Origin of the sequence: Nostoc sp. C110 (assembly GCF_043099725.1) — a bacterium.
GTDB lineage: Bacteria > Cyanobacteriota > Cyanobacteriia > Cyanobacteriales > Nostocaceae > Nostoc > Nostoc muscorum_A.
Window position 1 is genome coordinate 132682 of sequence record NZ_CP171142.1, and the last position, 11861, is coordinate 144542.

Genomic DNA, 11861 nt, shown 5'->3' on the forward strand with positions numbered 1-11861 from the left:
AACCCTTGCTTTCACTAGCCCTGCTATGCCTCAAGACTTCTCCCGCCAAAACCTTAGAGGTCGTTCATTTAAAGGTCAAAACCTTACAGGGGCAAACTTTAGCTACACTGATATCCGGGGAGCAGATTTTACAGGTGCTAATTTGAGGGGTGCTGACTTTAGCTACGCAAAAACAGGATTGCAGAAGCGTTGGTTTATTGGCTGTCTGACTCTGTTGATTTGTTTACTGCTATCAGCAATATTAGGCTCTATTTATATCGCTGTAGTAATAACTATTATTTTTACCTTTTGTATTGGACTTGTTGCGTCTAAATACCATTCTAACTTTAGAAGTCTTGCTCTGACGGTAACTGCTGTTTTTGCAGTAGCTGGTTTTATAACCTGGATTCTTGCTTTGATGATATATGCTTTAATAAATCAATCTGCTTCTATAGTTGTAGTGGGATTCGTACCAATAGGCTTTGCTTTGTGTGGAATATTTTTCATTGCTTTAATTGGTTCTCAGGCAGGAATGGTGTCTACAGCAGTCAATAAAGTCAAGGCCGGTATTTTACCTATGTCTACAGCAATAGTAGATGAATTTGTGAAGATAGCTATTGTTAATACAGGTGGGACTAGTTTTCAAAACGCAGATTTAACAAAAGCAGATTTTAGCAAGGCAAGTTTGAAATATAGCAATTTTAGAAGGGCCAATATAACTCATACCTGTTGGTTTCAAGCCAAGAATTTAGAATATACTATAACAGTAAGAAATTATCTTGCTCAACCACAAATACAGCATTTAGTAACTACAAAATCTGGAAAAAATAAAAATTTTGATGGATTAAATCTACGGGGAGTTAATCTCAAAGAAGCAAACCTAAAAGATGCCAGCTTCATTGGTACAGACTTGAGCCACGCTAACCTACAAGATGCAGACTTAACCAAAGCCAAGTTAGTGCAAACTCAACTAGACGGCACTGATTTTACAGGCGCAGCTCTCACCGGGACATACATTGAAGATTGGAACATTACCACTGACACCAAATTTGATGGAGTACGCTGTGAATACGTTTATATGCGTCTTCCCACGCCAGATAACCCAGACCCCCACCGTAAACCCGACAACAGGCAAGAAGTATTTGCTTTGGGTGAGTTTGGAGATTTTATCAAACCCATCTTCGATACCCTTGACTTGTACCATAACCAAGGAGTTGATCCCAGAGCGATCGCTATTTCCTTCAAGCAGTTGGCAGAAAATAACCCCGAAGCGGATTTGCGGATTGTTGGGATGGAAGTGCGTGGTGAGGACAAATTTCTGCTCCGTGCCAAAACTGCGATCGCAGCCGATAAATCGCAACTGAGTGCAGAGTATTTCGCTACTTATAATCAGCTAAAAGCTCTGGCAGAAAAAGAAGTTAAAGCACTTATCGCTGAGAAGGATAGCAGAATTGCTGATTTACAGAATATGGTAGTGACAGCACTACAGCGTCCTAGCTTTTATTCAAACGTTGAGCAGGTAGGTTTTATGACTAACAATCCTGGTGGCTTTTCAGTTGGTGGTTCAGTTGATGGCGATATTAATAATGTTCAAGGAGAAAATAATCAACAAAGGGTAAGTAATAAAAGTTCTAGTTTCAACTTACAAGGCGCTCAATTCGCTGGTGGTCTAGTCAACGCAGACACCGTAAACGCGCACCAAATCGGCGGCAACATCACCAACTACTCCACTGAGCAAAAGCAGAATCTTGCAGAAGCCGCAGCAGACATTCAGCAGCTTCTCAATCAGTTAGGGCAGAGTTACCCTACTAGCACTCCACTAGAAAAACAGATAGCAGTCACAGAAGCACTCAAGCAAATCGACAGTAATCCCACTTTGAAAGCGCGGGTAATTGGGGCATTGAAATCTGGTGGAACTGAGGCATTGAAGGAATTAGTGGATCATCCTCTTGTTAACATACTTTTGGCAACTTTAGAAGGTTGGCAGGATGCTGAATAGTTCAGTTGCTACAGATGAAGCAGTAGGGTAGGTGGTGATGGCGAATGAGCAGCATTTAGCTTTATTGAAAGAAGGTATACAGCTAAGTTGGAATAAATGGAGAGCAAAAAACTTTGTAACCAAGCCAGATTTAAGTGAGGCCAATCTTAGTCAAATGAACCTCAATGAAGCAGACCTCAATGGGGTAAACTTTTGCAGAGCTAATCTTAGTGATGCTAGTCTTAGTAGAGCTAACATTAGTGGTGCTGATCTTAGTGGAGTAAACCTAAGTAAAGCCAACCTTAGTAGAGCTAATCTCATAGGGGCTGTACTTGTAGAAGCAAATCTAAATAATGTAGACCTTAGTGGAGCTAATCTTAGCAGGGCTAATCTTAGTAGTGCAGACCTCCGTAAAGCTAATCTGAATGGAGTTGTTTTTATTGAAACAACGCTTTATAAAGCTAATCTAAGTGGATTAGATTTCACCAAAGCGGCAATTAGTAGAGCTAATCTTACTGAAGTGAACTTTAGTGAAACCAATTTAAGTAAATTAAACTTTAACAGTTTTGACCTAAGAGGGTCTGATTTCACTAACGCTAACCTTACTAACATTCAAGCATTAGAAACAAATTTTACTGGAGCAATACTTACAGGTGCTTGCATAGAAGATTGGCACATTAATAGTGGTACAAATTTAGCTAATATAGTTTGTGATTTTGTCTATCTTAGTCAACGAAAGCAAGAACGCCGTCCCAGCAGTGGCAACTTTGCCTATGGTGAGTTTGCCCAGCTATTCCAGAAATCGCTAGAAACCTTAGACCTAATCTTCCGCAACGGAATCGACTGGGATGCTTTCGCCTACTCCTTCAAAAAGCTAGAAGTCGAAAACCAAGGCGCACAATTGGATGTCCAAAGCATTGAGAAAAAAGGCGACGGCATTCTTGTAGTCCGAGTAACTGTTTCCCCTGATGCAGATAAAGCAAAAATCCACAGTGAGTTCATTCAGGGCTATGAATTTGCGGCTAAGGCATTAGAGGCGCAGTACCAAGCAAGACTTAAGGATAAGGATACCTTAATTTCCAAACATGAAGCACAAATTAACCGCCTGTTTGACATAGTGGAACAGCAAGGGTCAGTCCAAAAAGCACTGGCAGAAAATCCACGGAAAGTTTCTAACTACGATCAGCGTTATTCTAAGTTTGCTGGAGGTAATATAGATGCCAATACTGTCAACACAGACCAAATAGGTGGTAACATTCACAACAACGACGCTTAAAAACGCTCAAGCCAAACCATGCCGGATTCAGAAGACCCAAAGCAAGTCTCCAACAACGACTTACGCAATACCCAGTTTGGCGGTGGGTTTATCAACGCTGAGATAGTGAACGCTGGGCGAATTGGCGGCGACATCTACAACATTCACCTTGGGCAGCATACGGCAGCATCAGGTAATTCAGTCCAATCACAGAATCAACGCCAGCGATCGCAGCAAGAAAGAGATTCGCTTGACCAAGCCTACACCCTTCAAAGCCAGAAAGTTGCAAAAATACGAACACCGTTGGTAATTGAAACCGATGTATCCCGTAAGTTTCAATACGAACAACAGCTTCAGGCAGAGGAGCGCACCCTAAAGGAACTTGGTGACAAGTTGGATGCAATTGAACAACAGTTGCAAGCGGCTGAGAATTCTGGGCTAGGGGCAGACACAACATATATTGAAAGACCACCAATTGAGGACAAATGCTATAAAGCAATCGTGCAACCAGGGGCATTGATTCGTCTCAAAGCCCCGCAGAGAATGGGTAAAACATTACTGCTGGAGAAAACCCTAGACTATGCAAGACACCAGGGTTATCAAACTGCGAAAATAGATTTACAACTGGCTGATGTCGATATTCTGGCTAACTTAAAAACGTTTCTACAGTGGTTATGTGTTGATGTTGCTGACAGTTTAGAGCTAGAACCGCAACTAGATAAACATTGGCAAGAAGTTTTTGGACTCAATAAAAACTGTACCCGTTATTTTCAAAAATATTTATTATCACTTACTGATACTCCCTTAGTTTTAGCTATAGATAACTTTGAGAGACTGTTTGAATATCCAGAGATTTTCCCCCAATTCTGCTTGTTACTGCGTGGATGGTATGAGGCAGCGAAACAGGGAGACAAGATTGGTAATATTTGGAAAAAACTGCGATTAGTAGTAGTTCATTCCACTGAATCTTATCCTTCATTGGACAGTAATCATTCCCCATTTAATGTGGGATTGGCGATTGACTTACCCGAATTTAATCTGCAACAAGTAACAAACCTCGCCGAGCAGAGTGAGTTAAGCCTGGAAGAACAGGACTTAAGCGGGTTGATGGAGTTGCTAGGGGGACATCCTTATTTGGTACAATCTGCGATTGCCCATCTCAAAAGCCAGCAAGTGACCTTAGAAGATTTGTTAAGACTTGCACCAACAGAACAAGGTATTTTCAGCGGCCACTTGCGACAACAACTGTGGCATTTACAACATAATCTTCAGCTTGAGATAGGGTATAAAAAAGTAGTGGGGGCGAATGCACCCATGAGGTTAGATACTGAAGTTGTGTTTAAATTGCATAGCTTGGGATTAGTAAAACTTGTTAGTAATGATTGCGTTCCTGGTTGTGATTTGTATCGTCAGTATTTCTCAACTCGTTTGGAGTAGGTAAATCGTGGTTGACCAATACATATTCTCTGGAAGTCTACCTGAAAATGCCAGCACCTACGTCATACGAGAAGCTGATGCACAGTTATATGAAGGGCTGAAAGAGGGAAAGTTTTGTTACGTACTGAATTCCAGGCAGAGTGGAAAATCCAGCCTGCGTGTGCGAACCATGCAGCGATTGAGAGATGATGGCGTACAGTGTGCCGCAGTTGACCTATCTGCTGGAGGTATTCAAAATGTTCCTCCTGAACAATGGTATGCAGATTTAATTGACACACTTATTGATAGTTTTGGATTAGATTTAGATTTTGGTGATTGGTGGGAGGCGAATCAGTTAAATTCGCTAGTTACAAGATTTCGCAAGTTTTTGGAAGAAGTATTACTTGTTGAAGTTCAAGAGGGTATCGTTATTTTTATTGATGAAATTGATAGCGTACTCAGTTTAAATTTTCCTACAGATGACTTTTTTGCATTGATTCGTGCCTGTTATAACAAACGAGTTGATAATCCTGAATACAATCGCCTAACTTTTTGTTTGTTTGGGGTCGCCTCCCCTAGCAATTTGATTGAAGATAAACAGCGTACTCCATTTAATATTGGTAAGGCAATCTCCCTCAAAGGTTTTCAACCGCATGAAGTTGAACCATTAGAAAAAGGGTTATATAGTAAATATGCTAATTCCCAGGCGATAATACAGGAGATTTTGCATTGGACTGGGGGACAACCATTCCTGACTCAAAAACTTTGTCATTTCATGGTTGAGGAATCAGCACAGGAATATCCTCGGTCAGTAGAACAAGTTGTCAAATCACGCATTATTGAAAACTGGGAATCACAGGATGAGCCTGAGCATTTACGAACTATTCAAGCCAGGATTTTACGAGATGAACAACGGGCTGGATACTTACTAGAACTATGTCAAAAAGTCAGACTAGCTGAGGAGCGATCACAGGTAATAGCAGACGACACTTTAGAGCAAAGTGAGCTACAACTTTCTGGATTGTTTATTAAGCAGGAAGGTAAGTTAAGAGTTTACAATTTTATATATAAAGAAGTTTTTGACTCTTATTGGATTGAAATACAATTAAGGAAGCTGCGTCCCTATTCAGAGAATTTCAAGTTTTGGCTAACCTCTAAATGTACTGATGAATCTAGACTTTTACGAGGCAAAGCGTTACAGGATGCTTTGGAATGGGCAGAAGATAAAAGTTTGAGTTACCAAGATAGACAGTTTTTAGCAGCAAGTCAAGTAAAGGAACGAGAAGAGGAAATCATTGCTAAAGAAAAAGATGCTCATTTGGAAAGAGAGAGAAAGGATAAGGAAGCAGTAGAAAAAAGGAATTTGGTACTTTCTAAGGCTAATAAGAAAGCTTTTCATCGAATTCATATTGGAAGTTTTATTTTAATTGTTACCTTGTTAGGAACCATTTTTTTAGGACGACAAGCAGTAATCTCAGGTAAAAAGGTTCAACAGAATCAACAATATTTAATAACTGTTCAAACTCTAGCTAAATTAGCTGGACAGCTTGAGGATGAAGGTTCTGATAAAGAATCTAAAGAACTATTTTCGATGGCAGGTCAATCGGTTAATATTAAAGACTATAATATACAGGAAGCCATCATAAATACAGGAATAGCTTATGCTTATTCTAAACTTAAAAGCAAAAATCGGCTAGAAGCCCAAAAGTATCTTGATAAAGCAAAAGTAAGTGATACAAATAAGTCCTTAGAAAGTTTACAAATTCGCCTAATTAAATTAAAAATTCAAGGTAGTTTCTCAATAGATTCTTCATGGCTATACCTATCTGGTTTTAAAAAACAAGATGATTCTTTACAAGAAATATCTGAAGAAAATATTAAACAAGCGATTATTTATTACCGCCAAGCTTTTGACGTTCTTAAGGCTATAAAAGATAAGAGTATAATCAATAATAGTAAAATTAGTCCGCCATTTAATCCAAAAATACAAAACAAAATTATATCTAAAGAAAATATAGAAGATTTACATCGTGAATTTATTCTTTTACTCTCGATAAATAATAGAGATGAAAAACTCAAACAAGAAATAGAAGAATCTTTACAGGAACATTATTATGATGAACTAGATAACCTATTGGCACATCACAAGTGGCAAGAAGCTAATCAAAGGACAGGAAGGCTTATGCTCTATATAGCTAATCCAGAATACCAATATAATCCTAGTTACCTTAATAGCAAAGACATCAATAATTTTTCTTGTCAAGACCTCAAAAGAATTGATTTGTTATGGTTAAAGTACTCACATAGGTATTTCGGTTTCAGTGTGCAAAAGAATATTTGGTTAGAGTTAGGAAACCAATTAAATATTACGAAAGATGCTGATAAAGATGAAAAGGCTGATATACGTTTTGGATCTATTGTCGGGTGGTACGATCCTCAAAAGGAGCAGTGGAAAAACTACAATGAACTGATTAAATTAGTAGTTGCATTGAGTACCCAAGCACCTAAAGGTTCTTTACCAACCCTAGAGGTAGGTGGTCAAAATCTAGCTTGTAAAGATTTTCCACTTTGTTATGGAGATTTACTATCAGACCAGTTCGGATTGAGAAGTGGGTTAAAACAAATCTTCTCTCGTGCTGTGGCTTGTAAAATGTAACATATTAATTCATCCAAACCTTTCTATTAAATTGCCAGCACCTGCTATCAACAAAAGCTTTCCGCCTCCTCCAGTCCGGCATAACACATGAGAGAGCTTCCTAAAAACCATCACCATGATTGCGGTACAGCAAATAAAAAATCTTATAAGTTACCACATATTCCAAGACTGACATTCACTTTTTTGCTTGAAGTAACTTCCAAATTATTTTTACCAGCGAGATTTACAATAGTTTTCAATCTCTTCGTCTGTTGTCAGCTTGCTAGTTAAATTTCCACTCCGCACAAATAAACTGCTTTGCCTTTTCTCTCCCTTGGTTTTTACCTCAATGAATACTGGACGAGGTGAAGGTTTTATGGTGATGCAACATACATCTTTGCGCTCAACTTCATGGAAGGTGATATCAATTAATGTTGCTAAATCTTTTCCTAGTTCCCGCAGCAATAAATCGTTGATGAGAAATAGCTGATATGCGTCCCGTTTATTTGTTTTGCTGAAGGTTTGATAGTCTAAGTCGAGTCCGATGATTTCTTTATCGTCGGTGACTCCTATTAGTAATGTTCCACCTTTTTCAGTATTGAGGAAAGATGCGACTGTTTTGAGAATTACTTGCTCCATTTCAGGATTTTTTTGGTTTTTATCCACATCCCAACGAGCGGTAGATTTGAATTCTAATGTGGAGCTTTCGTCTTGGGTCGTGATGAGTTCCACAATTTTCGCGTCACCTGTTAGGGGTGCAAAGTCTCGATATGCTGTTAATGCATCTTGTTTGACTTGTTCGGGAACGATGGGAAATGTGGTGAGGATGTATGCAAATTCTGCTTCAGCTAAACCGTAGAGGTGAGCTATAATTCCGTCGAGTTCTGCGCGGAGTTTAGCTCTTTCGCTTTCGTCAGTGACTCCGTTGGTGTGAGAGCCAAGTCCAACTTCTTGTGCTAGTTCGTCAAATTCTGGGGTGGTGCAGATGAGTTTGGCTGCACGTTGTACAATTTCGTTGAAGTTGCAGTCGCTTTCCGTTAGACGTGGTATAGGTAGTTGATTAATGTAAAAAATATTAATATTTGTTGTTACCTTCTGTCGAACTAACCAATCCACAACAAAAGAGTTCAATAAACTTACACAAATTAACTGAGATTTATTATCTAATGATTCGGAAACATTTAGAGAATTTCCTGTAAAGCAAGGTGGAATAATTGTACATATTAAACTTCTCTCATTGGTATTAGAAGCAACAGCACGATAAGCAAATCGGTATTTTTGATATCCAAGTGTTTGTCCTACATCTTTTTTTTTCTTTAAAACTGCTTTTCTTCCTTCTTTTTCATCAACCCAATAGCGAGGCTGAGATAAAGTATGAGTAAAATTAAAAATCATTTTTCCCTCATAAAGAGGTAATTGACCTTTGAGCTTTGACTTAAATAAATTTTTATCATCAGTCATGTGAAATTCACGACTTAAAGAAAGGTTCCACTTGTTATCTAATTTTTCTCCTAACAATGGAAATTTAGTCATTTTTTCCGAAATATGAAAGTCTATTTCATTTTTAAATTCAACTATTGAAAGTGAATCAGGTGATAGACGACGCACAAGCTCAAGGCTTATTGAAATACTTTCACTGCTAGGAAATCTTTGTAATTCCTGAACATCGTGACGCATAAAAGCAGCAGGAAACTTTTCAGTACTACCACCTTTTTCAAAGGTTAGTACAACAAACTTAAAACTTCGATGAACTTCTTCAAAAATTGTTTTACGATTTTCAAAACAGAATAGTCCATTAATTTGAGTATGAGTAAACAACATTTCGCGTAATTGTTTTGCTCCTAAGTCATTATAGAAACTGCTAGGAATAACAATGCCACATTCACCACCAAAATTTAATAAATTAAAACACTGCTCTAAAAACAGTTTGTAAAGGTTAATATCTGTTGTTTTAGATTTCTTACCATTAACAATTGAAATTTGATTTGAATATTGACTCGATGAACGGTAATAAAGATTAGCATAAGAAAATGAACTTTGGTATTGCAACCATGCATTTGCAATTTCTTTGTCTTGTAATAATTGGTCTTTTGTATCTTCAAAAGTATGTATATCCATTTTTTTCTTCGTCACCAAATCACTATATTGGGCGAAGAACTCTTTACCATCTGGCTTAAAGGGTACCCAAGGTGGATTAGTAATAATTGCATCAAACCCACCCCTTCCTAAAACCTTATCAAAATGATAACCCCAGTGAAAAGGCTTTAACGCAGCAATATCATCAACATTTAAAACCCGCTTCTTAGGTTTACCAGTTAACTGAACTTCCTCATATTTAATACCTAATCGCGTACTAAACTCATCCAAAAGCAAAACATTTAATTTTTCTTGTGACTTATTATTGATATCATCAATAGATGTACGCAGCCCTAAAAGTCTTTTATCTTGATGTCTTCCATCATTTAAACCAGCAACTTTCTCCTTCCCAAAGATGAAAGAATGTTTTTTATACAATTCAATTGATTTATTCTTCTCCTCTAAAATTGACTGATATGTATAATAAGAACTAGATTGGAATAAACTTAATTGCAAATCGGGACTTTCTTGTTTATATCCTCGTGCTTTAGCTTTTGCTGTTAATTGAACTTTATCAAATACAGTTGCATCAACTTTCATTAATCCAATGAGCGAATTACCCGCCATAATATTAAAATCAATATTAGGCAATGGTTCTAATTGATTTACATCATAAGCAGAAGATACCAAAGCTAAAAATAAGCGAAGTTTAGCAATTTCAGTCGCTTCCTCCATGATGTCAACCCCATAGAGATTATCAGTAAGAATTCGTTTTTTTAAGTAATAAGATATAGACTGATGTTTGTCTCGAGTATCTTGAATTTGTTGCTTTAAATTTGCATCTCCTATGACATCAATCATCCCAATTACTGCACCGTACACTAGGATGAGTGTTTTCATCGCCGCCACAAGAAATGCACCCGAACCGCAAGCAGGATCAAGAATTGATAATTTTGGTAGAATATCATTAACTAATAAACGACAGATATGTGTATCTAATTTAAATATAAGTTCGTTGTAATCTTCAAAAGGTTTATACTTGTCTGACAAAGAATTATTAACGCGGTCTAAAATAAGTTTATGAATTGTCCTATCACAAAGATATTCGGTAATTTGCGGACGGGTATAGTAAGCACCAAATGCTTTTTGGTTAATATATTTTTCAAAAATGTACCCTAAAACGTCTGGCGATATTTCATCATCTTTACCTTCTGGTGTATCGTCTAAGTTCCAAGAATATTTGGCAAATAATTCTAAAACTTTTTCAAATGCTATATCAGGAATTGAAATATTATTCTCTTGTTCAATTCGATGTTGAAGGAATAATCCACCATTAAGATATTTAATCACCCCAACCAATTTTTCAACTGATGGGTCGCGGTCTTCTTCTGGTGTAGCAAAACTGTCAAAAAATAAAATTTTCAGAAAACTACTATAAAAAAGATTATTACCTTTATTTTTACTTTGTTTGAGCCGATTTTGTAAATAATTTAAATCTCCATTATCGAGAAAACTCTTACGCTGGAGAAAATAAACGAACATCATCCGATTGAAAATTACCGATGCATACCAACGTTTGTCAGCCTCATCGTTGATTCCTTGTATATACTGTAAAAACTGCTTATGTTCCTCTTGAAATTCTTTGTAAAATTTCTTAGTTACTGGTTCTACATCAAATGCATCTTGAAGACGATGTGCAATTTCTACAACCGAAAGATTATCATCTTCGAGTTCGGTAATATCAATAACTAAAGAACCGAGCTTACTTAAAAATAAGTCTCCCGGTTGACCCTTGACGTACAAAGGCTCACGAATGTAACTTTTATTTTCTTCTCGCTTCACCCAATACCAGAGACTTCGAGTACGCTGACCATCAATAAATATCAACAAATTTTCAGCGATTAAATTAGTAACTTCTTTGTGAATTGCAGCCCGACTTTTTGCATCAGGAATAGTACCATCTGCTGCTGTAACTTCAAAAATAGCCACACCAGAACTCTCAGCTATTCGTTGGTATTGGTAAAACTCAGTCCCCTCCTCAATTTGCAAGGTTACAGCTTTTTTCTGCGAAGAATCTGACCAACCCAATTCTTGGATGAACAAATCCTGAAATTGAAATTTATGTAATAATTCGCGTGTTCGTTGGAAATTTAGCGTCATAATATACTACCCTTGCAGATAAAAATAGAATTTTGTGTAGTAAAAAACGAGCATAAAAAATATGCCCATAGACCAAAATCTTGGGGCTATAACCCTTAATAAATAAGGATTTATTTATAAAACCGTTATAATACTGCTATTGTGATAACCTTTTTAGTTACAGAAAGGCTCAGTGTTAATACTACTGAATGGCAATTTTGTAAGTGGCTATATACTGTCAGTAATAGTGTAGGTTAAGTATAAAATCTAGTTAAACAAAATACTTTTTGACTAAATCTCAGCCTAGAAACCCAATAATAGCTTAAAAGCTTATCTAGTAAGACTTTAGAGAACCACAGGTAATTACTTAAGAAAAGCTAAAA

At 37.2% G+C, this 11861-nt stretch carries 5 protein-coding genes; 4 read left to right on the forward strand and 1 reads right to left on the reverse strand.

The annotated features are described in order from the left end of the window. The first annotated feature begins 25 nt into the window (after positions 1 to 25). Genes ACFFRD_RS03595 through ACFFRD_RS03610 form a run of 4 tightly spaced genes read left to right on the forward strand, consistent with a single transcriptional unit; the run spans position 26 to position 7284 of the window. Positions 26 to 1978 (forward strand): pentapeptide repeat-containing protein, encoded by a 1953-nt coding sequence (locus ACFFRD_RS03595; RefSeq protein WP_392476717.1) that lies wholly within the window; start codon positions 26 to 28, stop codon positions 1976 to 1978. Between the two features lie 37 nt (positions 1979 to 2015). Then, positions 2016 to 3233, forward strand: a complete 1218-nt coding sequence (locus tag ACFFRD_RS03600) for a pentapeptide repeat-containing protein (RefSeq protein WP_392476719.1) — start codon at positions 2016 to 2018, stop codon at positions 3231 to 3233. A gap of 18 nt (positions 3234 to 3251) precedes the next feature. After that, positions 3252 to 4649, forward strand: coding sequence for an AAA-like domain-containing protein (locus ACFFRD_RS03605; RefSeq protein WP_392476721.1), 1398 nt, complete (start codon positions 3252 to 3254; stop codon positions 4647 to 4649). 7 nt (positions 4650 to 4656) lie between these two features. Continuing rightward, positions 4657 to 7284, forward strand: a complete 2628-nt coding sequence (locus tag ACFFRD_RS03610; protein ID WP_392476723.1) for an AAA-like domain-containing protein — start codon at positions 4657 to 4659, stop codon at positions 7282 to 7284. A gap of 210 nt (positions 7285 to 7494) precedes the next feature. Here the strand turns inward: ACFFRD_RS03610 and ACFFRD_RS03615 are convergent, their stop codons facing one another. Further along, on the reverse strand, positions 7495 to 11499 hold the full coding sequence (locus ACFFRD_RS03615; RefSeq protein WP_392476725.1) for an Eco57I restriction-modification methylase domain-containing protein: 4005 nt from the start codon (positions 11497 to 11499) through the stop codon (positions 7495 to 7497). Between the last annotated feature and the right edge of the window lie 362 nt (positions 11500 to 11861).

Bases quoted from the DNA above. Each gene is read 5' to 3' on its own strand.
- ACFFRD_RS03595 (WP_392476717.1), top strand. From the start codon at position 26: ATGCCTCAAGACTTCTCCCGCCAAAACCTTAGAGGTCGTTCATTTAAA.
- ACFFRD_RS03600 (WP_392476719.1), top strand. From the start codon at position 2,016: ATGGCGAATGAGCAGCATTTAGCTTTATTGAAAGAAGGTATACAGCTA.
- ACFFRD_RS03605 (WP_392476721.1), top strand. From the start codon at position 3,252: ATGCCGGATTCAGAAGACCCAAAGCAAGTCTCCAACAACGACTTACGC.
- ACFFRD_RS03615 (WP_392476725.1), bottom strand. From the start codon at position 11,499: ATGACGCTAAATTTCCAACGAACACGCGAATTATTACATAAATTTCAA.